21 protein-coding genes are annotated in these 23,480 nt (G+C 69.3%); 13 read left to right on the plus strand and 8 right to left on the minus strand.

What is annotated here, in order from left to right; genetic code table 11:
- The first annotated feature begins 4 nt into the window (after window positions 1–4).
- From dapE to DSHI_RS00075, 5 genes are all read left to right on the plus strand, one after another.
- Complete coding sequence (gene dapE / locus DSHI_RS00055) at window positions 5–1,144, plus strand: succinyl-diaminopimelate desuccinylase (protein WP_012176694.1); 1,140 nt, start codon at window positions 5–7, stop codon at window positions 1,142–1,144.
- The gene (locus tag DSHI_RS00060) at window positions 1,141–1,569 is read left to right on the plus strand and encodes a GNAT family N-acetyltransferase (protein ID WP_012176695.1); all 429 of its coding nucleotides are present in this window, start codon (window positions 1,141–1,143) and stop codon (window positions 1,567–1,569) included. The genes dapE and DSHI_RS00060 overlap by 4 nt, the downstream gene beginning before the upstream one ends.
- A complete protein-coding gene (locus DSHI_RS00065; RefSeq protein ID WP_012176696.1) occupies window positions 1,569–2,147 on the plus strand; it encodes a TIGR04282 family arsenosugar biosynthesis glycosyltransferase in 579 nt (192 codons plus the stop codon). The genes DSHI_RS00060 and DSHI_RS00065 overlap by 1 nt, the downstream gene beginning before the upstream one ends.
- Window positions 2,148–2,347: 200 nt before the next feature.
- Window positions 2,348–4,603: a ribonuclease R gene (gene rnr / locus DSHI_RS00070; RefSeq protein ID WP_012176697.1), complete on the plus strand. Its 2,256-nt coding sequence runs from the start codon at window positions 2,348–2,350 to the stop codon at window positions 4,601–4,603.
- 451 nt (window positions 4,604–5,054) lie between these two features.
- Window positions 5,055–6,302: a lytic murein transglycosylase gene (locus DSHI_RS00075; RefSeq protein WP_012176698.1), complete on the plus strand. Its 1,248-nt coding sequence runs from the start codon at window positions 5,055–5,057 to the stop codon at window positions 6,300–6,302.
- 89 nt (window positions 6,303–6,391) lie between these two features.
- On the opposite strand, the gene DSHI_RS00080 is transcribed toward DSHI_RS00075, so the two are convergent.
- The gene (locus DSHI_RS00080; protein WP_012176699.1) at window positions 6,392–7,042 is read right to left on the minus strand and encodes a DUF998 domain-containing protein; all 651 of its coding nucleotides are present in this window, start codon (window positions 7,040–7,042) and stop codon (window positions 6,392–6,394) included.
- Between the two features lie 159 nt (window positions 7,043–7,201).
- Complete coding sequence (locus DSHI_RS00085) at window positions 7,202–9,505, minus strand: multicopper oxidase family protein (RefSeq protein ID WP_012176700.1); 2,304 nt, start codon at window positions 9,503–9,505, stop codon at window positions 7,202–7,204.
- A 236-nt stretch (window positions 9,506–9,741) separates the two neighbouring features.
- Between DSHI_RS00085 and typA the strand changes: the two genes are divergently transcribed.
- Complete coding sequence (typA, locus tag DSHI_RS00090) at window positions 9,742–11,559, plus strand: translational GTPase TypA (protein ID WP_012176701.1); 1,818 nt, start codon at window positions 9,742–9,744, stop codon at window positions 11,557–11,559.
- A 613-nt stretch (window positions 11,560–12,172) separates the two neighbouring features.
- On the opposite strand, the gene DSHI_RS00095 is transcribed toward typA, so the two are convergent.
- A complete protein-coding gene (locus DSHI_RS00095) occupies window positions 12,173–12,877 on the minus strand; it encodes a winged helix-turn-helix domain-containing protein (protein WP_083768341.1) in 705 nt (234 codons plus the stop codon).
- Window positions 12,849–13,142 (minus strand): hypothetical protein, encoded by a 294-nt coding sequence (locus DSHI_RS00100; protein ID WP_044028146.1) that lies wholly within the window; start codon window positions 13,140–13,142, stop codon window positions 12,849–12,851. Before DSHI_RS00100 ends, DSHI_RS00095 begins: the two co-directional genes overlap by 29 nt.
- Window positions 13,143–13,275: 133 nt before the next feature.
- Here DSHI_RS00100 and DSHI_RS00105 point away from each other — a divergent pair, with 133 nt between their 5' ends.
- The 5 genes from DSHI_RS00105 to DSHI_RS00125 all read left to right on the plus strand — a co-directional run bounded on the left by DSHI_RS00105 (window position 13,276) and on the right by DSHI_RS00125 (window position 17,405).
- Complete coding sequence (locus DSHI_RS00105) at window positions 13,276–13,830, plus strand: hypothetical protein (protein WP_012176704.1); 555 nt, start codon at window positions 13,276–13,278, stop codon at window positions 13,828–13,830.
- 43 nt (window positions 13,831–13,873) lie between these two features.
- The gene (locus tag DSHI_RS00110; protein WP_012176705.1) at window positions 13,874–14,494 is read left to right on the plus strand and encodes a ribonuclease HII; all 621 of its coding nucleotides are present in this window, start codon (window positions 13,874–13,876) and stop codon (window positions 14,492–14,494) included.
- Window positions 14,495–14,588: 94 nt separating this feature from the next.
- Window positions 14,589–15,695, plus strand: a complete 1,107-nt coding sequence (locus DSHI_RS00115) for a site-specific DNA-methyltransferase (RefSeq protein ID WP_012176706.1) — start codon at window positions 14,589–14,591, stop codon at window positions 15,693–15,695.
- 323 nt (window positions 15,696–16,018) lie between these two features.
- Window positions 16,019–16,690 (plus strand): cupin domain-containing protein, encoded by a 672-nt coding sequence (locus DSHI_RS00120; RefSeq protein WP_012176707.1) that lies wholly within the window; start codon window positions 16,019–16,021, stop codon window positions 16,688–16,690.
- Window positions 16,691–16,763: 73 nt separating this feature from the next.
- Window positions 16,764–17,405, plus strand: a complete 642-nt coding sequence (locus tag DSHI_RS00125) for an NAD(P)-dependent oxidoreductase (protein WP_012176708.1) — start codon at window positions 16,764–16,766, stop codon at window positions 17,403–17,405.
- Between the two features lie 123 nt (window positions 17,406–17,528).
- On the opposite strand, the gene DSHI_RS00130 is transcribed toward DSHI_RS00125, so the two are convergent.
- Both DSHI_RS00130 and mutY read right to left on the minus strand, forming a co-directional pair.
- A complete protein-coding gene (locus DSHI_RS00130; protein WP_012176709.1) occupies window positions 17,529–18,683 on the minus strand; it encodes an alkane 1-monooxygenase in 1,155 nt (384 codons plus the stop codon).
- Window positions 18,684–18,690: 7 nt separating this feature from the next.
- Entirely contained in the window at window positions 18,691–19,785 is a 1,095-nt protein-coding gene (mutY, locus tag DSHI_RS00135) for an A/G-specific adenine glycosylase (RefSeq protein ID WP_012176710.1), read from the minus strand.
- 85 nt (window positions 19,786–19,870) lie between these two features.
- On the opposite strand from mutY, the gene DSHI_RS00140 reads away from it, so the two are divergent.
- Both DSHI_RS00140 and DSHI_RS00145 read left to right on the plus strand, forming a co-directional pair.
- Window positions 19,871–20,383: a DUF721 domain-containing protein gene (locus tag DSHI_RS00140; RefSeq protein ID WP_012176711.1), complete on the plus strand. Its 513-nt coding sequence runs from the start codon at window positions 19,871–19,873 to the stop codon at window positions 20,381–20,383.
- Between the two features lie 11 nt (window positions 20,384–20,394).
- Window positions 20,395–21,066, plus strand: coding sequence for a DsbA family protein (locus tag DSHI_RS00145; protein ID WP_012176712.1), 672 nt, complete (start codon window positions 20,395–20,397; stop codon window positions 21,064–21,066).
- A 35-nt stretch (window positions 21,067–21,101) separates the two neighbouring features.
- On the opposite strand, the gene lpxK is transcribed toward DSHI_RS00145, so the two are convergent.
- Window positions 21,102–22,115, minus strand: a complete 1,014-nt coding sequence (gene lpxK, locus DSHI_RS00150) for a tetraacyldisaccharide 4'-kinase (RefSeq protein ID WP_012176713.1) — start codon at window positions 22,113–22,115, stop codon at window positions 21,102–21,104.
- Window positions 22,115–23,431, minus strand: coding sequence for a 3-deoxy-D-manno-octulosonic acid transferase (locus tag DSHI_RS00155; RefSeq protein WP_012176714.1), 1,317 nt, complete (start codon window positions 23,429–23,431; stop codon window positions 22,115–22,117). The genes lpxK and DSHI_RS00155 overlap by 1 nt, the downstream gene beginning before the upstream one ends.
- Window positions 23,432–23,480 lie beyond the last annotated feature (49 nt).

A 23,480-nucleotide genomic window follows, 5' to 3' on the forward strand; every position in this document is an offset into this window, starting at 1 on the left:
GCCCATGACCGACCCTGTTGCCCTGACCGCCGATCTGATCCGCTGCCCGTCCGTGACGCCCGAGGAGGGCGGCGCGCTGAGCCTGCTGGAGGCGCGGCTGTCGGCGGCGGGTTTCGCCTGCACCCGGGTGGACCGGAACGGGATCGCGAACCTCTTTGCCCGGTGGGGCGAAAAGGGCCATGCGCGGAGTTTCGGGTTCAACGGGCACACGGATGTGGTGCCCGTGGGCGCGCGGGCCGATTGGCGGTTCGACCCGTTCGGGGCGCAGGTGGAGGGTGACTGGATGTATGGCCGGGGCGCGGTGGACATGAAATCCGCCGTGGCCGCCTTTGCCGCCGCGGCGATGGATTTCGTGGCCGACACGCCCCCCGATGGCGCGGTGATCCTGGCGATCACCGGGGACGAGGAGGGCGATGCGAAGGACGGGACCGTCGCCCTGCTGGACTGGATGGCGGCGCAGGGCGAGGCGATGGATGTCTGCCTGGTGGGGGAGCCGACCTGCCCGGACGAGATGGGCGAGATGATGAAGATCGGGCGCCGCGGCTCGATGACGTTTTTCTTCGAGGCGCTGGGCGTGCAGGGCCATTCCGCCTATCCGCACCGCGCGAAGAACCCGCTGCCCGCGCTGGCCAAGCTGGTGGATCGGCTGGCGGGGCTGGAGCTGGATACCGGGACCGATCATTTCGATCCCTCGACGCTCGCGGTGACCACCTTCGACACCGGCAACCCGGCCAATAACGTGATCCCGGCGGCGTGCCGGGCCACGGTGAACATCCGGTTCAACGATGCCCATTCGTCGGAAAGCCTGACCGCGATGGTGCGCGGGATCGCGGCGGAGGTGGCCGCCGAGACCGGGATCGAGATCACCGACCGGGTGTCGGTCTCGGGCGAGAGCTTCATCACCCCCCCGGGGCGGCTGTCGGACCTGGTCGCCGCGGCGGTGGAGACCGAGACCGGCCGGGTGCCGGTGCTGTCGACCTCTGGCGGGACGTCGGACGCGCGGTTCGTGCAGCACCACTGCCCGGTGGTGGAGTTCGGCCTTGTGGGCAAGTCCATGCACCAGGTGGACGAGCGGGTGGCGATTGCCCAGATCCCGCAGCTCAAGGCGATCTACACCCGGATATTGCGCGACTATTTCGCATGAGCACGGTGCGGGAGATTTCCGGGCCGCAGGAGCTGGCCCTGTGCCGCACCCTGCGCCGGGAGGTGTTCATCGAGGAACAGGCCGTGCCCGAGGCCGAGGAATGGGACGGGCTGGACGCGGAGGCGCGCCATTGGCTGGTCTTCGACGGCGCGGTGCCGGTGGCGACCATGCGGCTGCGGGTGCTGGGCGAGGTGGGCAAGATCGAGCGGGTCTGCGTACGCGCGGCCCATCGCGGTTCGGGGCACGGGCTGGCCCTGATGCGCGCGGCCCTGGCGGCGCTGGCCGAGACGCCCGGGGTGACCGAGGCGCGGTTGGGCGCGCAGCTCCACGCGATCCCGTTCTACGAGGCGCTGGGGTTCACGGCCCATGGCGCGGAATTCATGGATGGCGGGATGCCCCACCGCTGGATGACGAAGCCGCTGTGATGCGCCCGACGCTGGTGGTGATGGTCAAGGAGCCGCGCCCGGGCCGCGTGAAAACCCGTCTGGGGCGCGAGATCGGGATGGTCGGGGCGGCCTGGTGGTTCCGGCACCAGGGCGCGCGCCTGATCCGGCGGCTGCGCGATCCGCGCTGGGAGCTGGTGCTGGCGGTCTCGCCCGATACCGAGGGGCTGGCCAGCCGGGTCTGGCCCGCCGACCTGCCGCGCTGGCCGCAGGGACGGGGCGATCTGGGCGATCGGATGGGGCGGGCGTTGCGCGGGTTCGGGCCGGGGCCGGTGGCGGTGATCGGCGCGGATATTCCCGGCATCGACCGCGCCCGCATCACTGAGGCCTTCGCCGCGCTGGGCCGCGCCGACGCTGTGCTGGGGCCCGCGCCGGACGGCGGCTACTGGCTGATCGGCTGGGCGGGGCGCCGCGCGCTGCCAGCCGCCACCTTCGAGAGCGTCCGCTGGTCCACCGAACACACCCGCGCCGATACGATCCGGTCGCTCGGCGATTGCCGGATCGCCCACGTGGCGGAATTGCAGGATGTGGACACAGTCGAAGATTTGCGCCGGGTTTGAGGGATTGCGCCGGGGCAGAGCCCCGTCGCCGGGGGCGCGCGCTGCGCGCGCGCCTCTGGGGCCTGCGCGGGCGCTTTGCGTAATGAAGCGAACAGACCGCGAGGGCGCTGCCCCCGCACCTCCGGAGTATTCCGGCAAAGATGAAGGGACCTTGCGCGTCGCGGTTGCAACGGGCGCGGCAAACGCGCTAGGCGACGGGGATGGATCGGTTTCCCACCAAAGACGAAGTTCTCGCCTGGATCGAGGACAATCCCGCCCGCGCCAACAAGCGCGAGATCGCCCGTGCCTTCGGCATCAAGGGGGCCGCGCGCATCGACCTCAAGCGGCTCCTGAAGGAGCTGGAGGGCAAGGGGCATCTGGAAAAGCGCAAGCGCAGCTACCGCGATCCCGAGAGCCTGCCGCCGGTCTCGGTCCTGAAGGTCGGGGATGCCGATGGCGACGGCGATCTCTTTGCCCGGCCACTGGACTGGCAGGGCGCGGGGGCGGAGCCTGCGTGCCTGATCATCCCGCGCAAGGGCGATCCGGCCCTGGCCGAGGGCGACCGGATCCTCGCGCGTCTCACCAGGGTGGAGGGCGAGGATTACGCCTATGAGGCGCGGCTCATTCGCCGGATCGGCACCGGGCCGCGCAAGATCCTCGGCATCCTGCGCAAGACCGCCGAGGGCGGGCGGATCGTGCCCATCGACAAGGGCGCGGACCGCGAATGGCGCGTGGCCCAGGGGGGCTTGCTGGGCGCGCAGGACGGGGACCTGGTGGAGGCCGAGCAGGCCGGACCCAAGGGGCGCATGGGCCTGCCACTGGCACGGGTGACGCAGGTGCTGGGCGATCCGGGCGGGGCGAAGTCGGTCTCGCTGATCGCGATCCACCAGCATGGCATTCTCGACGAATTCCCCGAGGCCGCCCTGGCGGAGGCCGAGGCGGTCACAGCCCCCGAGCTGGGCGCGCGCACCGACCTGCGCGACCTGCCGCTGATTACCATCGACCCGCCCGATGCCCGGGACCGGGACGACGCGGTCTGTGCGATCCCCGATGACGACCCGGCCAATCCCGGCGGCTTCGTGCTCTGGGTGGCGATTGCGGATGTGGCCGCGGCGGTGCGCCCGGGCGGCGCGCTGGACCGCGAGGCGCGCAAGCGCGGCAACTCCACCTATTTCCCCGACCGGGTGGTGCCGATGCTGCCCGATAGCCTGTCGGGGGATTTGTGCTCGCTGCACGAGGATGTGGACCGGGCCTGCATGGCGGTGCGGATGGTGATCGATGCCGAGGGCACCAAGCGCGGCCAGACCTTCCACCGGGGGCTGATGCGGTCGCGCGCTTCGCTGGCCTACGGCGAGGTGCAGGCGGCGGTGGATGGCGATCCGACCGAACGGACCGAGCCCCTGCTGGAGCCGATCCTGCGTCCGCTGTTTGCCGCCTACGAGGCGCTGAAGGCCGCGCGGGCCCGGCGGCAACCGCTGGACCTGGACCTGCCGGAGCGGCGCATCGCGCTCAGCGAGACGGGGGAGGTGACCTCGGTGGCCTTCCGCGACCGGCTGGAGGTGCACCGGCTGATCGAGGAATTCATGGTGCTGGCCAATGTGGCTGCCGCCGAGACGCTCGCCAAGAAACGCACGCCTCTCTTGTACCGCGTCCACGAGGAGCCGGCCGAGACCAAGCTCGATGCGCTGCGCGAGACCGTGCAGGCGGCGGGGCTGACCTTGGCCAAGGGGCGGGTGCTGCGCACGGCGGACCTCAACCGGCTGCTGGCGCAGGCCGCGGGCACGGATGATGCGGAGTTGATCAACATCTCCACCCTTCGGTCGATGACCCAGGCCTATTACAGCCCCGAGAATTTCGGCCATTTCGGGCTGGCCTTGCAAAACTACGCCCATTTCACCTCGCCCATCCGGCGCTATGCGGACCTGATCGTGCACCGGGCACTGATCACCGCGCATGGATTCGGCGAGGACGGGTTGTCGGAGGCCGACATCGAGCGGCTGGACGAGACCGGCAAGCTGATTTCGGAAGCCGAGCGGCGGTCCATGGCCGCCGAGCGCGACACGATCGACCGCTATCTCGCCGCCTATCTCGCGGACCGGGTGGGCAACGAGTTTTCCGCGCGGATCAGTGGCGTGGCGCGGTTCGGGGCGTTTGCGCGGCTGGACGAGACCGGGGCGGACGGGTTGATCCCGATCCGCACCATCGGGGCGGAGTTCTTTCATTTCGACGCGGACGCGCAGGCGCTCGTGGGCTCCGACACGGGCTTCCGGCTGGCCATGGGCCAGCGAGTGACCGTGCGGCTGGCCGAGGCGGTGCCGGTGACGGGCGGCATCGGGCTGGAGCTGCTCGCGGTGGAGGACGAGACCGTGCCCACCGGGCGCAGGCGCGGCAAATCCCGGCCCGTGCGGCGCAAGATCGCGGCGAAGAAGGCCAAGGCGGGCAAGCTGAAAAAGAAGCTCAAGCGCAAGCGGGTCTGATCCGCAGCCCCGGCGTGTGCCCAAAGGGCATCGCGCCGCGTGCGGTAAAGCGGTTTTCCTCGAAAACCTGCGACCGGCACCCGGTTGCATCGGAAGAGCCTCCGGCGGTGATATCGGCGTGTGCCCGAAGGGCATCGCGCCGCGTGCGGGAAAGCGGTTTTCCTCGAAAACCTGCGACCGACACCCGGTTGCATCGAAAGAGCCTCCGGCGGGGATATCCGGCGTGTGCCCGGAGGGCATCGCGCCGCGTGCGCGGCAGCGGTTTTCGCCAGAAATCCCGCGGTCGCACCCCTTGGATAATCTGGGAGCCTCCGGCGGGGATATTTCCAGACTTGAGATGGGCAGTGGATCGCGCCCGGGCCCTTGCGGAGTGCGGAACGCTTTGCCGAACGCGGTTTTCGGGTTACCCTCTGGCCCAACAAGAGATCAACAACAGGGACGAGCAGACCCCATGATCCGTGCAACGCTGGCCGCCCTGTCGGTGGCGATCACCCTTCCCGTGGCCGCGATGGCCACCCCTTTGGCGCAATCCCCCCATCCCACGGCCCGCCCCGGCGCGGTGGTGCAGGCCGTGGCCCTGCCTGCGCGGTTCGAGGCCTGGATCGGTGCGTTCGAGCGGCGCGCGCGCGCCGCGGGCATCCGCCCGGCCACGTTCCGCGCGGCCTTCGCCGGGGTCGATTACCTGCCCGATGTGATCCGGCGGGACCGGTCCCAGGCGGAGTTCACCAAGCAGATCTGGGAATACCTGGACAGCGCGGTCTCGGACGCACGGCTGCGCAACGGGCGCGCGGCCTTTGCCGCCCGGCGCGACACCCTGCGCGCGATCGAGCGGCGCTACGGCGTCGAGGCCGAGGTGGTCACCGCGATCTGGGGGCTGGAGAGCGCCTATGGCAGCTACCGGGGCGCGACGCCCACGCTGTCGGCCATGGCGACCCTGGCCTATGAGGGGCGGCGGGCGGCGTTTTTCGAAGACCAGCTGATCGCGGCGCTTAAGATCCTGCAAGACGGCGATACCACGCCGGGGCGCATGACCGGCTCCTGGGCGGGGGCGATGGGGCATACGCAGTTCATGCCCACGAGTTACCTGGACTACGCGGTGGATTTCACCGGCGACGGGCGGCGCGATATCTGGGGCGAGGATCCGACCGATGCGCTGGCCTCGACCGCCGCGTATCTTGAGGCGTTCGGCTGGACCAGGGGGCAGCCCTGGGGGGTGGAGGTGCGCCTGCCGGCCGGGTTCGATTACAGCCTGACGGGCGAGAAGGTGAAGCGCAGCCCGGCGGACTGGGCGCGGCTGGGGGTGCTGGACATGGACGGGCGCGCGGTGCCGAACCATGGGCGGGCGTCGATCCTGCTGCCGGCCGGGGCGCGGGGCGCGGCCTTCATGATCTTCGACAATTTCCACGTGATCGAGCGCTACAACACCGCCGATGCCTATGTCATCGCGGTGGGGGTTCTGAGCGACCGGATCGCGGGCGGGCAAGGCATCCGCGCGGACTGGCCCCGGGGGGATCGCGCGCTGTCCTTCACCGAAAAGAAGGAGATGCAGCGCCTGCTGGGCCGGGCCGGGTTCGACACCGGCAAGGTGGACGGGATCATCGGGCCGAACACCATCGACGCGGTGCGCCGCTACCAGGCCAGCATCGGGGTGGTGCCGGACGGGTATGCCTCGCTCGACATCCTGCGGCGCTTGCGGTGATCCAACGGCGCGCCTGCGGCGCAAAACATCTCGGCTAGGGCGCGCGGCCTGCTCCGGAGGCGTGTTGCACAGATGAAGGGGGTGGCGGGTCAGCGGGCGTGTTCCGGCTGGGCCTGCCGCGCATGAGCGAAGAGGGCCGTAGCGAGGATCAGCACCTGCGCGCAGGCCACGCCCCCCAGCAGCCGCTCGTAGCCGCCATCCACATCCGTGGGCAGCAGGAAGAAGACCGGCGACATCACCGCCCAGAGCAGGCCCGTCCCGATCAGCGCCGGGCGGCTCCAGGGCAGCAGCCGGGCCGCCCGGGGCGCGAGGCAGAGCGGCATCGCGGTGAACAGGACCCCCAGCCCGTAGACGAGGTATTCGTGGATCACCACGCCCTCGGCATCGCCGTCGCCATACTCGTTGCGCGCGCCCACCACCACGATCGTCGCCGCCAGGACCGCGAGGCAGAGCGTGCCCGCGGACCACGCAAGCCCCCCCTGGTGGACATGGGCGCAGGCCAGGGCCAGGGCAAACAGCCCCGCCGCGAAGCCGTAGAGGGCCACATCCATGATGATCTCGCCACGTCCGGCGGCAAGATCGCTGATTGTGTCGGCCATGGGGTCATGGGCGGGCACAAAGAGCGGGCCGATCACCGTCCCGGTCAGCAGGGCGCCGACGCCGATCACGCCGATCCAGGCGAGCAGGGCAAGAAAGCCGGGTTGCCGCGCCAAGGCGGCATGGGGGGTGTGTGCGGACATGGGCTGCCAACGCCCCGGGGGCCGGTTGGTTCCCAAGGGGGGGGGCGCTGCCCCCGCCGGCGCGGGGCGCGGCCTCCCCCGGAGTATTTCGGCAAGGATGAAGGGGGGCGGCGGATCGGTCATCCGGCGTCGCGGGCGGGCGGTCCGCAGGGGTGCCGGTCAGGCGATCTCCACCGTGAACATCATGCCGTTATCCTCGTGATAGAGGCTGTGACAGTGGAAGACGAATTCCCCGGTGAAATCGACCTGGTAGCTGAGCGCGGCCACCCGGCGCCCGGTGAGCGGTGTGGCGGTCGCGTCGTTCCCGGCGTCGAAATAGACCGTGTCGCGCCAGATCGGCAGCAGGTAGGGGATGAAGCTGGTGATCGCCTCCGGGTCGTCCGGGGCGCTGACCCGGTAGCGGCCGAGCACCATGAACGAGTTGATGTGGATGTGGAACATGTGCAGGTCGCTGCTGGAATAGAGCTCCCAGGCCGTCCAGTCGCTTGCCGGCAGCATCAATTGCGGATCGTCGCTCAGGTCCGCATCGAAGGACTGGCCGTTGATCTGGAAATTGGCCGGGGTGCCGTCCGGGTCGGGCTCGGCGACGAAGGCGAAGTTCAGGGATTTCCAGTGCGGGTCCGTGACCCCGAGGCTGGGTGTCGTGACGGTCTCGGCGGCGGCGGCGAAACTTGCGCGCCAGCGCGCCAGCATCTCGGCCACCGACAGGCTGTCGGGTTGGGCGGCGCCGGGCATGTCGGCCAGGGGCAGTTCGGGCCGCACGAGGTTGGCCTGGCCAAGGCCGGGCAGGCGGCGCAGGGCGGCGACCTCGAAGAACGCCATGTGGGGCAGGCTCTGGTCGGTCCTGGGCGGGCCGGAGACCACCACCGTGACGATCCCGTCCGTCGCGGCCTTGCCGGCCTCTTCGTTGTCGAGCACGTTCGGCGCGCTGCGCGCGGCGGTGCCCGGGGAGGTGCCGCTGGCGGGGGTGTCGTATTGCGGCACGCCCGCGAGGGCGAAGCGGACCTCTTCGGCGCCCTGGATGTCTGGGGCCTTGACCAGCAGGTCGAGCCGCTGGGCGGGTGCGAGGGTGATCAGTTCGGCGGTCGTCCAGTATCTGCGGGCGGCATGGGAGGTGTCACCGTCCTCCGGACGCGGCTGGTCGTAGTCGATGGGGAACCAGGGCGCATCGGGGGCAAACCGGCCCTCGGGGTCGTCCGCCGGGTTCACCGGGTAGAGCGGGATGCCGTCCACGGCGATGGCATAGACCTCGGGCAGGGGCTGTCCCGCGGGCGCGTCGCCCAGGATGCGGAATTTCGGAATGTAGTTCGTCCCATTGGTGGCGTTGATCATGCGAAAGCGCAGGATCTCGCCCGGAGCCATGGCGAGGGTCGGGGTGACCATCCCGTTGACCGAAGTGACCGCCGTGACCGCGCTGCCCGCCTGGTAGGTCGGGCTGCCGGGGAGGATCGAGGGCGTGCAGGCGAAGTTCTGCGCGGGTGTGCTGGCGTAGAAATTGTCGGCGACATAGATGCCGGTGCCGGCCTCGGGCCGGGTGTTATAGGCGATCTGTTGCAGGACCATGATCCGCTCGTCGTCCCGTGTGATGTTGCAGTGGATCGCCAGCGCCTCGTCCAGGTCGATCTCGCCGGGTTTGGAACGGATCAGCAGCGCACCCGCCATGCCCGCGCCCACCTGGCTGGCCACCGCACCATGCATGTGCGGGTGGTACCAGAACGTGCCGACGGGGTGGTCGTCCGGCACGTCGTAGAAATAGGGGAAGGTGGCCGGGTCCTCGGCGGTGATCGCATCCGGGTGCTTGAGGCAGATCTCCTTGATCTCGTCGGGCACCACGGTGACGAGCACATCGTCCGAGGGCGCGCGCGGCGTCACGTGCAGCCCGTGGGTATGCAGGTTGGTGTAATTGAAATTATGCGGGGTGTAGCCCGCGTCGGGGGCGTCCGGGGCGATCTCGGGGTTGGTGCCGCAGACCTGCAGGTCGTTGGTCAGCCAGACGCCGGTGATCTCGCCGCGGGTGAATTCCATGGTCGGGCCCACCGCGCGCAGGCTGGCGGCCTCCGGCGCGATCCGGTCGGCATAGACCGGCGACCACAGCCGTGCGGTCGTGCCGTCCGCCCGGGTCAGTTCCACACCGTCGCGCGACAGGGCGGCGACCGCGTAGAACCGGTCGATCCTGGCGTAGTCCCCGGGCGCGAGATCCAGCGGCGGGCGCTCGCGGGCGATGGGCTGGTCGCGCCAGGTCTCGACGAAATCGGCGAAACTGTCGGCATAGGTGGCCCAGGCGGGGGCGTCGAACTGCCCCGGCCCGGTGGTCGGGGCGGGCGTCATCAGGGGCGGGGCGCGGAAGCTGCCGGTGGTGCGGGCCTGGGCTCGGCCCGGCCCGCCCGTGGCACGGACCAGCGCGGTGGTCCCCAGAAGCCCCAGGAAGGCGCGGCGTGTGAAGGTTGAAACATGTGCTGCCATGGGAAAAGTCCTTGTGAATCAGAAATAAAGGGCGCAAAGCCGCGCCCGGATCCGTCTCGACCACCCGCCGCCAGCGTGGCCCAGAGCCCGGCTCCGATCAAGGTTTATCGCCCGGCCGCGTCCCGTGCCCGCACCGCCTCGCCCCGCGCCCGTGGCGCCGCAGCGCAGAGAAAACGCTTTATTTCGCGGCCGACTCCCGCTACGTGGCGGCCAACTCCCTATCCAAAGGCACTCCCATGGACCTTCGCAATATTGCGATCATCGCACACGTGGACCACGGCAAGACCACCCTCGTGGACGAGCTTCTCAAGCAATCCGGCACCTATCGCGACAACCAGGCCACCACCGAGCGGGCGATGGACAGCAACGATCTCGAACGCGAGCGCGGCATCACCATCCTGGCCAAGGCCACCTCGGTGGAATGGAAGGGCACCCGGATCAACATCGTCGACACCCCCGGCCACGCCGATTTCGGCGGGGAGGTGGAGCGGATCCTGTCCATGGTCGACGGGGTCGTGTTGCTGGTCGATGCCGCAGAAGGCCCGATGCCACAGACCAAGTTCGTCACCTCCAAGGCGCTGGCACTGGGGCTGCGGCCCATCGTGGTGCTCAACAAGGTCGACAAGCCCGATGCGGAGCCCGACCGGGCGCTGGACGAGTGCTTCGATCTTTTCGCCAATCTCGACGCCGATGACGACCAACTGGACTTTCCCCATCTCTACGCCTCGGGCCGCTCCGGCTGGGCCGATGCGGAGCTGGACGGGCCGCGCAAGGATCTCGCCGCCCTGTTCGACCTGATCGTGCACCACGTGCCCAAGCCCCGGCAGATCGCCCATCTGGACGAGGATTTCCGCATGCTGGCCACCACGCTCAGCGCGGATCCCTTCGTGGGCCGCATCCTGACGGGCCGGGTCGAGAGCGGCACGCTCAAGGTCGGGGCCACCGTGCAGGCCCTGTCCCGCATCGGCCAGAAGATCGAGCAGTTCCGCGTCACCAAGATCCGCGCCTTCCGCGGCCTGGGCCACGCGGATATCGAGGAAGCCCAGGCGGGCGACATCGTGTCGATCGCGGGCATGTCCAAGGCCACCGTGGCCGACACGATCTGTGCGCTCGCCGTGGACACGCCGCTCGATGCGCAACCGATCGACCCGCCCACCATCACCGTCACCTTCGGGATCAATGACAGCCCGCTTGCCGGGCGCGATGGCAAGAAGGTGCAGTCGCGGGTGATCCGCGACCGGCTGATGAAGGAAGCCGAATCCAACGTCGCCATCAAGATCGCCGACACGCCCGGCGGCGAGGCCTTCGAGGTCTCGGGCCGGGGCGAGTTGCAGATGGGCGTGCTGATCGAGAACATGCGCCGGGAGGGGTTCGAGCTCAGCATCTCCCGCCCGCAGGTGATCATGCGCGAGGTCGACGGCGTGAAGATGGAGCCGATCGAGGAAGCCACCATCGACGTGGACGACGAGTATTCCGGCACGGTGATCGAAAAGCTGACCGGCGCGCGCAAGGGCGATCTGGTCGAGATGAAACCGGCCGGCGCGGGCAAGACCCGGATCGTGGCCCATGTGCCCTCGCGCGGGCTGATCGGCTACCATGGCGAGTTCCTGACCGACACCCGCGGCACCGGGGTGCTGAACCGGGTGTTCCACGACTGGGCGCCCTACAAGGGGCCGATCCCGGGCCGCCGGGCGGGCGTGCTGATCTCGATGGAGAACGGCACATCGGTGGCTTATGCCCTGTGGAACCTCGAAGAGCGGGGCCGGATGTTCATCGGCGCCCAGGAGGCGGTCTATACCGGCATGATCATCGGGGAGCACAGCCGGGAAAACGACCTGGAGGTGAACCCGCTGAAGGGCAAGAAGCTCACCAACGTGCGGGCCTCGGGTACCGATGACGCGGTGCGGCTGACCACGCCGATCACCCTGAGCCTGGAAGAGGCCATCGCCTATATCGACGATGACGAACTGGTCGAGGTGACACCGAACGCGATCCGGCTGCGCAAGCGGTACCTGGACCCGCATGAGCGCAAGCGCCAGGCGCGCGCGGGCTGAGGCGCGGGTTGGGGGCGCTGCCCCCGTCGCTGCGCGACCCCCCCGGAGTATTTTTGCACAAAAGAAGACAGGGGCGGGTCTTGCGGGGACGCGCCGGGGGGCATCGGCGGGCTGGCGCGGGTTCGGGTTGCGGCGCGTGCCGGGCGCGTTAACCTTGATATTTCGTGAACGGGGCGCGCGGTCAATACCTTGAAAACGCAACGAAAACCTTCCCCGCGGGGAAGGTTTTGGCGTCTTTCGGGGGCTATGCGCCCGCCGCCGCGCAGCGGCGGCCGGGCCCAAGGCCGGGCAAGCCCCCGGCAGGGGGCGCGGACCGGGGGCGGGAGCGCCACGAATCCCCCAATTTGGGCGGGGTGAGTCGGTGCATTGGGAGCATGCGGTCGATCCAGAGGTGGCACCGGCGCGGCATTGCTATCCGGTCCGTCCGCCTCCGTCTGCGCGTTCGATCCACGGTGTGGGCACGCGATTGTCTGCGCCAATCGCTGCCGCCCACTGCGCTGCATCGCGTGTTGGCTCTGGTGGGTCTGTTGCGTGGCTTGATCATCTGGGTGGGCACGCGATTGTCTTTGCCAATCGCTGCCGCCCACTGCGCTGCATTGCTTTGCAATGCAGCCTAAATCATCTTGATCGCGGTCTTGTCGACGCTGAGCAGGTAGCCCTTGCGGGAGATGTTCCGCACCAGCAATTCGCTCACCATCTGGTTGCCGAGCGCGTCGCGCAGGCGCTTGATCCGCGTGGCCCCCGCCGCCTCTTCGCAGTCGCTCGCGTCCCGGCCCTGGATCATCCCCTCCAGTGCGGCCCCCGACAGGATGTCCCCGTCCATTCGCGCCTCGGCCAGCACCGACAGCGTCTCCATCGCTGCTTCGGTCAGCTTGAATTCCATGTCGTTGAGCACCACCAGACGCTCCTCGCGGCTGATCAGCAGGGAGGACACGATGATCCCCTTCTTGTCGATCTCCGACACCCGCCGGTTCACTGTCACCAGCGCCACGAGGCTCGCCAGCGCCGCCACCAGCAGGGCGGCCGAGAACACCAGCAGCACGAAGATCACCACCCGGTAAGAGGCCAGCACATCCGAAAACGCCGTGCCGCTCTGGGCGAGGATCTCCAGCAGGCGGATCTGGTCGGTGGTGGTCAGGGCGTCGTTCTCGACGAAGATCTGCTCGACCTGTCTGTTGAACGCATTGGCGTCGGGCAGGCTCCGGAACAGCACCACCGCCGCCACCAGCAGGATCGCCACGATCGCCGCCAGCCCGAGCGTGACCACCCGCGTGCCCGTGCGCAGCGTCCTAGAAGCGGAGGTAATAGGGTCCGGCATTGTCTTTCCGTTCTGCAAGCCCGTCCTCCCCGAAGGTGGAGACGATATTCAGAAGCGTCCAGCCCCCGGCGGCGATCTTGCGCGCGGCCTCCTCGCTGGCGGCGCGGCGGTCGTCGCAGGCCCCGTCGCTGAGCGCGATCACCCCGTAATGCAGCCGCAGGGGATCGTCCTGCTTGGCCTTGTAATCGGCATAGCAGGCGGCCTGGGCCGGAGCGGCCAGCAGCGCGAAGCAGGCGGCCAGAAGGGGAAGGCGGATCTTGTCCATGGGGAAGATCGTGACCGCCGCCGCGCCGATATTCAATAGCGCAGGCCCGTCATCGGCTGGCGGCGGGCGGTTATTGCCTGCGCGGCGCGGGCGGGGCGACGGTCGGGGCATCGTTCACAGATGGAGAGATGCCATGACCCAGACCTTTTGCACCCGCGGTCTCCGCGCCGCCGCCGCGCTCCTGTTGTCGGCGGTGATCGGGGCGACCAGCCTGGCCGCCACCGCCAGCCCCGCCCGCGCGCTGGAGCGTGAAACCCTCGGGCAGCTGCTCTTCGGGGCGGCGGCCATCGCGCTTGCCGCCAAGGTCTATAACGACCGGGAGGACCGCAAGGCCCGCGAACGGGCCGCCCGGGCCGCCCCGCCCCCGGTGCAGGTGGTCGAGGCCGACCGCTGGCGCGCTTATGGTCCCCGGGGGCGGGTAGTCTATGGTCCCGGCACCCGGCCCGGGCAGGCGTTCGAGGGGGCGGGGACCCGGCGCGAGGCGCTGACTCGCCGCATCCAGTGCCAACGAAAGCTGCAGACCGAGACCGGCTGGGTGAAGTTCTACAGCCAGGCCTGCCTCGACCGGGTGGGGGCGGATGTGGACGTGCCCCAGACCTGCCTGCGCCAGCGTTGGGCGCAGGGGCGCTGGGTGCAGTATTTCAGCCGGGGCTGCCTGCGCCGCTTCGGCATCGTGGACGCGGTGTGATCGGGTCTTGAGCCTGCGGGCGGCGCGGGCGACAGTCCGGCCCATGAGCCGCCCGCATTTCCAGTTCGAAACCGACCTCGCCGCCCGGGGGTATCTGCGCATCGCCGGGGTGGACGAGGTCGGGCGCGGCCCCTTGGCCGGGCCGGTGATGGCCGCGGCGGTGGTGCTGGACCCGGGTGCCATCCCCGAGGGGCTCAACGATTCCAAGCAGGTGACCGCGAAGCGGCGGGAGGCGCTGGCCGCGCAGCTGGCGCAGGTGGCCCAGGTCGGTGTCGGGGTGGCGGAGGTGGCCGAGATCGACCGGCTCAACATCCGCCGCGCGGCGCATCTGGCGATGCTGCGGGCGTTGGACGCCCTGCCCGCGCCGCCGGACATGGCGCTGATCGACGGGCGCGACCGGCCTGATGACCTGCCCTGCGCGGCCCATGCGATCATCAAGGGGGACACCAAATCCCTGTCCATCGCCGCCGCGTCCATTGTTGCAAAAGTGGCACGGGATCGGGTGATGACGGCGCTGGCGGCGGAATTTCCGGGCTATGGATGGGAGACGAACGCCGGATACCCGACCCAGGCCCATCGCGCCGCGCTTCTAGATATTGGGGTCAGCCCACATCATAGACGCAGTTTCCGCCCCGTCCACAATATCTTGTATCAAGAAAAATAACTAAGCCCTTGATTCAAAAAAGAATTTGACGGCGAATCAGCTTTGACTCATCCTAGGCGCAACAAGAAGCGCAAAGCGCGAGACGAGGCAGACAATGAAAACCAAGACCAAACAGCCGGAAGCGGGCATGCTTCCGCTGAACGAGATTCTGGCCGGGGATTGCATCGAGGTGATGAACTCCCTGCCGGAGGCATCGGTGGACCTGATCTTCGCGGACCCGCCCTACAACCTGCAATTGAAGGGTGATCTGCACCGGCCGGACAATTCCAAGGTCGACGCGGTGGACGATGCCTGGGACCGCTTCGCGAGCTTCGACAGCTATGACCGCTTCAGCGCCGACTGGCTGGCCGCGGCGCGCCGGTTGCTCAAGCCCAACGGGGCGATCTGGGTGATCGGGTCCTATCACAACATCTTCCGTGTGGGCGCGGCGCTGCAAAACACCGGCTACTGGATCCTGAACGACGTGGTCTGGCGCAAGTCGAACCCGATGCCGAATTTCCGCGGCAAGCGGCTGACCAACGCGCACGAGACCCTGATCTGGGCCAGCAAGTCGGAGGGGGCGAAATACACCTTCAACTACGAGGCGCTGAAGCAGCTGAACGAGGGGATCCAGATGCGCTCCGACTGGGTGCTGCCGATCTGCACCGGGCATGAGCGGCTCAAGGACGAGGCGGGCGACAAGGCCCATCCGACCCAGAAGCCCGAGAGCCTGCTGCACCGGGTGATCGTGGCGACGACCAATCCCGGCGACGTGGTGCTCGACCCGTTCTTCGGGACCGGCACGACCGGGGCCGTGGCCAAGAAGCTGGGCCGAGATTTCATCGGGATCGAGCGTGAAGAGGCCTATCGCAAGGTGGCCGAGGCCCGTCTGGCCGATGTGCGCAAATACGACCGCGAAAGCCTGGCGGTGACGCAATCCAAACGGTCCGAGCCGCGGGTGCCCTTCGGCCAGCTGGTCGAGCGCGGGATGCTGCGCCCGGGCGAGGTGCTGACCTCGCCGGGCGGGAAGGTCGCGAAAGTCCGTGCTGATGGCACGCTGGTGGCAGACCAGGTCGCGGGCTCGATCCACCAGGTGGGGGCGGCGCTGGAGCATGCGCCGTCCTGCAATGGCTGGACCTACTGGCACTTCAAGCGCGACGGCAAGTCGGTGCCCATCGACCTCTTGCGCCAGCAGATCCGCGCGGAGATGCGCGCCAACTGATCCCCGCATTCCGGGTTACCGCCCGTGCCTGCGGCCCTTGCCGAAGTGGCACGCGACTTGCCCCGCCTGCCTGTCAGGCGGGGTTTTTTCGTGCGGGGAACAAGCGGTTTCGAAACCGCTTGGGGTCGCGCGGGCTGGGATGGCGCGCGCCGTGCCCGGCCCGGGATAGGCGCTGCGACAGGGGCGGTGCGGGGCCGTGCCGCCGGGTGCATCAAGCGGTTTCGAAACCGCTTGGTCGGCGCTCGTTGCCCATGTGGGGCGACAATCCCGGGGTCATGGCCTATTTTCGGGCAAACGGGACAGGTGACGAAGGAAAGCCGAGCATGAAACTGAACGCGGATTTCACCCGGCGCGTGGTGGTGCGCCCCGAGGATTACGCCTGGGTCGACAGCCCGGCCAGCGGGGTGCAGCGGATGATGCTGGACCGGATCGGCGACGAGGTGGCGCGGGCCACCAGCCTCGTCCGTTTCGCCCCCAACAGCCAGTTCGACGCCCATAGCCATGGTGGGGGCGAGGAGTTCCTCGTGCTGGAGGGGGTGTTCTCGGATGAGCATGCGGATTACCCGGCGGGGTCTTACGTGCGCAATCCCATCGGCACCGCCCATACGCCCCATATCGGGCCCGAGGGCGCGACGATCCTGGTGAAACTGCACCAGTTCGACCCGGAGGACACCGAGCAGAAGGTCATCGACACCCGCGTGGCGGCGTTTCTGCCGGGCGCCGCGCCGGGGCTGAGCGTGCTGCCGCTGCATACGGTGCCGGGGGAGTCGGTGGCGCTGGTGCGTTGGGCGCCTGGCACGCGGTTTGCCGCGCATCGCCATTGGGGCGGGGAAGAGATCTTCGTGCTGGAGGGGGTGTTCCAGGACGAGCATGGGGATTACCCGGCGGGCAGCTGGCTGCGCAGCCCGCACCAGTCCGAACATGCGCCGTTCTCGGAGGAGGGCTGCCTGATCTACGTCAAGACCGGGCATTTGCCGATGCAGGAAGCGGCCTGAGCCAGGCCAATCGTCGCGTTGGGGGTTTCCTCCGGGTGGGGCGGCCTATGTGTCGGACAACAGGAGGTGCGCGATGCAGAAGATACTGGTGATCGGTGGCAGCAAGGGGATCGGCCTGGAGGCCGTGAAAATCGCCTTGGAACAGGGGTTTGCGGTACGGGTCATGGCGCGCAAGCCCGAGGCTGTGGGGCTGGAGCACGCAGATCTGGAACTGGTGGCGGGGGACGCGACCGATGCCATGGCGGTGAGCGATGCGCTGGCGGGGTGCGAGGCGGTGATCTCGGCCATCGGCATTCCCAAAAGCCTGCCGGCGCTGGCGCGGCCCACGACGGTGTTTTCCGACGCGACGGCAGTGCTGATCCCGGCGATGAAGGCGGCGGGGATCACCCGGCTTCTGGCGGTCACGGGGTTCGGTGCGGGCGAGAGCAACGCGGCCATGAGCACCCTGGAACGCCTTGGACATAAAGCACTTTTGGGCCGCGCCTATGCGGACAAGGCGGTGCAGGAGGAGATGATCAAGGGCTCTGGCCTCGACTGGACAATCGCGCGGCCCGGGATCCTGACCAACAATGCGCGGACGGGGCAGTACCGGGTGCTGAGCGATCCCGCGGAGTGGCGTAACGGGTTGATTTCGCGGGCGGATGTGGGGGATTTCCTGATCCGCGCGCTCAAGGAGGGCAGCCATATTCACGACGCGCCGGTGCTGGTGCGCTGAGCCGAAAACGCGCGTCGGGGGCGTGTCGGCAAACTGTATGGCAGGTGTATGGCACCTGTCGGGCACCTGTCGGGCAAATTGTCTGACAATCCACGCGCGGACCACAGGCCGCGCCCGGTCCAGTCAGCGTGGCAGCGGCGTTTCGGCGCGCTTGTAGGGGCCCCAATCCTCGATCTCGGGGTAGTATTGCCGACGCCAGGCGCGCACGCGGGGGTTCATGATCCGGCGCCAGAGGGGCGGGACCATGGCGGCCATGGTCATCACCGGATAGCCAAAGGGCAGTTGCGGTGCCTCCTCGGGTCCGTAGGTCTGCAACAGGGGGAAGCGGCGGTCGGGCTTGTAATGGTGGTCGGAATGGCGCTGCAAATTGATCAGCAGCCAGTTCGACGCCTTCTGCGCGGCGTTCCAGGAATGGCGCGGCTGCACATGCTCGTAGCGCCCGTCGCCCAGATGTTTCCGGGTCAGGCCGTAATGTTCCACGTAGTTGACCAGTTCGAGCTGCCAGATGGCGGTGGCCGCCTGCACGGCGAAGAGGGCAACGCCCGATGAGCCCCCCAGGGCGAAGGCGAGCGCGAGCCAGCCTGCCTGCAGCGCGGCGTAGCGCCAGAACGGGTTGGCCGGGTGCCAGACAGGGCGGTTGCGGCGGGCGAGCATCGCCGCCTCCGCCCGCCAGGCCGAGGCCAGGCATTGCCACAGCACACGCGGATAGAACCGGTGAAAGCCCTCGTTGTAACGCGCGGTGACCGGGTCGCGGGGCGTGCCCACGTAGCGGTGGTGTACCAGCAGGTGTTCTGAGCGGAAATGACCGTAGAGCACCGAGGCCATGAGCAGGTCGCCCAGCCACCGCTCCAGCCGGTTCTTCTGGTGCATCAGCTCATGCGCATAGGTGATCCCGACCGTGCCGGAGGCCACGCCCATGCCGAAGAACACGCCGACCTTCTCGGCCGCGCCCAGATGGGCGGCGGCGGGCACGGTGGCCAGCAGCCAGATCAGCATCGCCGCCTGGAGCGGGAACCATGCCAGGGTGATGGCCCGGTACCAGCCGAGTGCCTCTTCGGGCGTGCCGGTGTCGGCATTGCCGGTCTCCAGCCCCGCGAGCGCATCCAGCAGGGAAAACAGCCCCCAACTGGCCAGGGGCGGCAGCAGCAGCGCCCAGCCGCCATATTCCGCCGCCAGCAGGATCGCCGGGAACAGGCCCAGCGACAGCCAGAAGGGCAGGGCCCGGGTCAGGCGGGCCATGCGGGCGGGGGGAATGGAGGCGGTGTCGGGGGTGCTCATGGCGTGATCAGAGCGGGGAAGGGAAGCCTGTGTCAAGATGTGCCGCCGCGAGGTCATGGGCCTTGCGGAACACCGTGGGCAGATCGGCGGGGCGAAAGGCGGCGCGCGGCACGAAGCGGCCCCTTGCGGGCGGGGCGTCCGTGATCGCGGTGCGCAGGGCCAGGCGCAGGTGGAAATGGGTGAAGGTGTGGCGCACTTCGAGGGCCGGGTCGTGCCAGTCCGCGGCGACCGGGGGGGCGTCGGCGGGCGCCTCCTCGGTCCAGTCGGTGGAGGGATAGGCGAGCATGCCGCCCAGAAGGCCCCGGTCGGGACGGGTTTCCAGCAGCCAGGCACCGTCCGGGTGGCGCGCGACATAGACCAGCCCGAAACGGGTCGGTTTGGGCTTCTTCGGCAGTTTGCGGGGCAGTTCGGCGGCGATGCCGGTGGCGCGGGCGACACAAGGGTCCCGCCACGGGCAGATGCCGCAGGCGGGGTTGCGCGGGGTGCAGATCGTGGCGCCGAGATCCATCACCGCCTGGGCGTAGTCGCCGGGGCGTTTGTCCGGCGTGAGGGCCGCGGCGGCCTCGGTCAGTTCCGGCTTGGCGGGCGGCAGGGGCGTTTCGATCCCGCGCAGCCGGGCCATGACCCGTTCGACATTGCCGTCGACCACCGTTTCGGGCCGGTCGAAGGCAATCGCGGCGATGGCGGCGGAGGTATAGGGGCCGATGCCGGGCAGGGCGCGCAAGCCTTCGGCGGTGTCGGGAAAGCGCCCGCCATGGTCCTGCGTCACCACCCGCGCGCATTTCAGCAGGTTGCGCGCGCGGGCGTAGTACCCGAGCCCCGCCCAGGCGGCCATGACATCGGCATCCGCGGCCGCCGCCAGGTCGGTGACCCGGGGCCAGCGGTCGGTGAAGGCGCGGAAGTAGTCGCGCACGGCGGCCACGGTGGTCTGTTGCAGCATCACCTCGGAGAGCCAGACGCGATAGGGGTCCGGGCGCGTGCCCGCGGCGCGCTCGGCAGGCCCCACGCGCCAGGGCATCACGCGGGCATGGGCATCGTACCAGTCGAGCAGGGTGCTGCTCAGCGCCGCCGCCGCCGCGTCGCTCGCGATTTTTTTATGCATTCTGCGCGGTCTCCGTCGCTTCGCCTCTGGTTCTGGGCGCGCATGAGCTTAGACTAGGGTCGAACGCATCGAAAGCGAGCGCGAGATGGCGACAGGCACACGGCGGCGCGGCTACGGCTTCCGCCAGACGGGACAGCTTCTGGAGACCCGGATCCGAACGGCGGGGGAGAGCCGGGGCTTCGCGGTGTCCAAGCTGCTGACCCATTGGGAGGAAGTGGCAGGTCCGGACATGGCGGCCAAGGTGCGCCCGGTGACGGTCAACTACGGCCGCAAGGGGTTCGGGGCCACGCTCACGGTGCTGACCAGCGGGGCCTTCGCGCCGCTGCTGGAGATGCAGAAGGAGCGGCTGCGCGAGAAGGTCAATGCCTGTTACGGCTACAACGCGATCAGCCGGATCAAGATCACCCAGACCGCGTCCACCGGCTTTGCCGAGCCGGGCGCGGATTTCACCCCCGCCCCGAGGCGCGAAGGGCCGCCCAAGCCCAAGCCGGTCACCGAAGCCGCGCGGGCCGTGGCCGGTGCGGTGCAGGACCCCGGTCTGCGCGACGCGCTTGCGCGGTTGGGCAGCAACATTCTGAACAGCAAACATCCCTCTTGAAAGGATCCGTCATGGCTCGGAAACTCACCTCTCTGGCCCTCGGGGTCGCGATCGCCGCTGCGGGCGCCTACTGGTATACCAGCCAGTCCGGTGTGCCCACGGCCGGTGTCACCCTGAACCCGGTCGGGTCGGTCGAGGCGCAGGAGGTCGATACGTCGGGCATCGTGGAGATGACCCTGGGCGCGGCGGATGCGCCCATCACGGTGGTGGAGTATGCCTCTTTCACCTGCCCCCATTGCGCCACCTTCCACCAGAACGTGTTTCCGGAGCTGAAGGAGAATTACATCGAGACCGGCAAGGTGCAGTTCATCTACCGGGAGGTGTATTTCGACCGGTTCGGGCTCTGGGCCGGGATGGTCGCGCGCTGCGGCGGCGAGGAGCGGTATTTCGGGATCACCGACATGCTCTATGAACAGCAGAGCGAATGGACCGGCAATGGCAGCCCGGCGGAGGTTGCCGACAACCTGCGCCGGATCGGGCGGGTTGCGGGCATGTCGGACGAACAGGTCGATGCCTGCCTGCAGGACGGCGAGAAGGCACAGGCGCTGGTGGCCTGGTACCAGCAGAACGCCGAGGCGGACGGGATCAACTCGACCCCGTCCTTCGTGATCAATGGCGAGAATTATTCCAACATGAACTTCCGCGATTTCGCGGCGGTGCTGGACGGGCTGCTCGAAGAATAAGCCCCGCGCCGGGGAATGTGACGCGCCGCGCGGGGTTACAAGCGGCGTGTTGCGTTCGGAAACAGCGTGTCGAGGGCCGCGGTCAGGGCGGTGTCGTCGGCAAGCGCGAGCCGGACGGGCAGGCTGAGGACCTGGCCGCGCAGCTCGGCCGGCAGGCGGACGGCGTCCTTTTCGGTGGTCACGAGTTGCGCGCCCTGGGCCTTGGCATCGGCCAGAAGCCGGGTGATCAGCCGCGCGTCCAGCGGTTGGTGGTCGTCCAGCGGGTGGGTGGCGCAGAGGATCACGCCCTGGTCCTGCAGGGTGTCGAAGAATTTCTGCGGATGGCCGATCCCGGCGAAGGCGACGGCGCGCAGGCCCTCCCACCGCATGCCGGTCTGCAGCGGGGTGAGCGCGCCGCGCAGGTGGGGCAGGGTGACGGTGGCAGGCCCCCAGAGCGCGTCGAAGCGGGCTTGCGCCGCGGGGGGGCCGATGGTCAGGAGCAGGTCGGCGCGGGCGAGGCCGCGGGCCACGGGTTCGCGCAGCGGGCCCGCGGGGATGACCCGGCCATTGCCGAAGCCCCGTTGGGCATCCACCACCACGAGGGAGAGATCCTTGGCGAGCGTCGGGTTCTGGAACCCGTCATCGAGCAGGATCGCCTGGGCGCCTGCGCCTTCCGCCGCCCGTGCCCCTGCCGCGCGGTCCCGGGCGACCCAGGTGGGACCGAAGGCGGCGAGCAGCAGCGGCTCGTCTCCCACCTCGGCCGCATCGTGGCGGCGCGGGTCCACGGCGACGGGGCCCTCCAGCCGCCCGCCATAGCCGCGACTGACCACATGGGCGGCGATGCCACGAGCGGCGAGGATCATCTGCAGCGCGATCACGGTCGGGGTCTTGCCGGTGCCGCCCGCATTGATGTTGCCGACGCAGATCACCGGGATGCCGGGCCGGTGGGCGGGCGGCCGGGCCACGCGCCGGGCGGTGGCGGCGGCGTAGAGCGCGCCCAGCGGGGCCAGCGCCCGGGCGCGCCAGCCGAGCGCGTCGGGGGGCGCGTGCCAGAAGCCGGGCGGGCGCATCAGGGGGCTTTGCGCGCGGCGGGCTCGGCGCCGTCGAGCTGGTCGAGCACTTCGGAGAGGGCCAGGTCGGTGACCTGCGCGCCACGGGACGAGACCTCCCACGCGGCATGGGCCATGGCGGCGGCGTTGTGCGGCGCCAGCAGGTCGTCGATGGTCTCGGCCAGCGTGACCGGCCCGTCCACCTGCCGCGCGCCGCCGGCCTGGGTCAGCCGGTCATAGATATCGGCGAAGTTGAACACATGGGGCCCGTGGACGATGGCGGAGCCGAGGGCCGCGGGCTCGAACGGGTTGTGGCCGCCGACCTCGGTGAGGGAGCCGCCGATGAAGCTGACCGGGGCGAGGCGGTACCACAGGCCCAGCTCGCCCAGGGTGTCGGCGACATAGATCTGGGTGTCGAGATCGACGCTGTCGTCGTCGCTGCGCAAAGCGACCTCCCAGCCTTCGGCGCGCAGGGCGCGGGCGATCTCGGGGCCGCGCTCGGGGTGGCGGGGCACGAGCACCATCAGGAGCCGGTGCATCCGGCGCACGAGGCTGCGATGCGCGTCGCTCATCATCTCCTCCTCGCCCGCATGGGTGGAGGAGGCGAGCCAGAGGGGGCGGCCGTCGATCTCGTCGAGGAAGGAGGCGTACTGGGTCTGGGAGTAGGGTAGGAGCTGCGCGCCTTCCTTCAGGGTGCCGATGGTGCGGAGGCGGTCCTGGGGCGCGCCGAGCCGGGCGAGCAGGCGCATGGTGTCCTTGTCCTGCGCCAGGATGCGCCGGAACCGCGACAGCAGGGCGTGGGACAGGCCGCGCATCCAGCGCCAGCGCCGGTAGCTGTCGGGCGACATGCGCGCATTCATCAGCATCATCGGGATGCCCCGGTCGGCGGTGTCGTGGATCATGCGGGGCCAGAGCTCGCTCTCGATCCAGATGGCGAGGTCCGGTTTCCAGTGGTCGAGAAAGCCCGCGATGGCCGGTTTGGTGTCCACGGGCGCGAATTGGTGGATCGCGCCCTGGGGCAGGCGGGTGGCCAGCAGTTCGGCGGAGGTGCGGGTGCCCGTGGTCAGCAGGATCGTGGTGTCGGGGCGTTCCTCGCGCAGACGGCGGATCAGTTCCTGCACCGAGAGCGCCTCGCCCACGCTGGCGGCGTGCATCCAGATCAGCGGGCCGTCGGGCCGGGGCAGGCCGGGGCGCCCGAGACGTTCGCCGTAGCGGTCGGGGTCTTCCTTGCCGGCCTCGCGACGCTCGGCGATCTTGCGCTCGGCCCAGCCGGTGAGCCGCGCGTTCACCGCAAGGTAGAGCCACAGGGCGGCGGAGCGGGGAAAGGCGGCGCTCATGGGGTGTGGCGCGGGTTGGAGGCGGGCTGGATCACGGGGGGCTCCGGGC

It is taken from the genome of Dinoroseobacter shibae DFL 12 = DSM 16493 (assembly GCF_000018145.1).
GTDB classification, from domain to species: Bacteria; Pseudomonadota; Alphaproteobacteria; order Rhodobacterales; family Rhodobacteraceae; genus Dinoroseobacter; species Dinoroseobacter shibae.